Source organism: Aquamicrobium segne (assembly GCF_042656785.1).
Lineage (GTDB): Bacteria > Pseudomonadota > Alphaproteobacteria > Rhizobiales > Rhizobiaceae > Mesorhizobium > Mesorhizobium segne.
In genome coordinates this window covers 1-559 of sequence record NZ_JBHSLL010000049.1, presented here as the reverse complement: position 1 = coordinate 559, position 559 = coordinate 1, and the positions used below count along the sequence as shown (strand labels likewise).

The following is a 559-nucleotide window of genomic DNA, read 5'->3' as shown; positions in this document are numbered from 1 at the left end:
TTGCGCCTGCTGCTGATCGATGGGCCTTGGCTGTGGTGCTGTCGATCATGTGGAGATCGCGATCACTCGCTTGCACCAGAGCATCAAACAAGCGCCGCCATATGCCCCGCGCTGACCAACGGTGGAAACGGTTATAGATTGTTGTTGGGGGGCCATAGCAGGAGGGGCAATCCTGCCACCGACATCCCGAACGCAGCACATGAATGATACCACTGATAACCCGACGGTCATCAGTGCGACGGGCTCCGGGTTGGTTCGTCGGTAAGTGTGGTTCAATCACTGCCCAGGCCTCATCGCTCAACCAGAAAAGTCCACTCATCAGCCTCTCCATCATGTCTGTACATGCACAGAATCTGATTTCAAAAATTTACGCAATACTCTGATTGGGTTTCGACCCTAGAGCGCCGTGCGTCCTGTCGGACGCACAAAGGACGCTCTAACTCTTTGAATGAGCATCGGAATCATCCAAAAACCGATTCCACTTTTTGGTCCGGCGGTGAGCTTCAGGCGGATCGGACGTCCCCGAGCGTCGACAAGGGCATGGATCTTGGTGGTCAGG

1 protein-coding gene is annotated in these 559 nt (G+C 54.9%); it reads right to left on the bottom strand.

Annotated features, from left to right (window positions below; translation table 11 throughout):
- Nucleotides 1-319: IS5 family transposase (locus tag ACFPLB_RS13200; RefSeq protein WP_378230354.1), on the bottom strand; the 319-nt coding region annotated here is incomplete at its 3' end.
- Nucleotides 320-559: the final 240 nt, after the last annotated feature.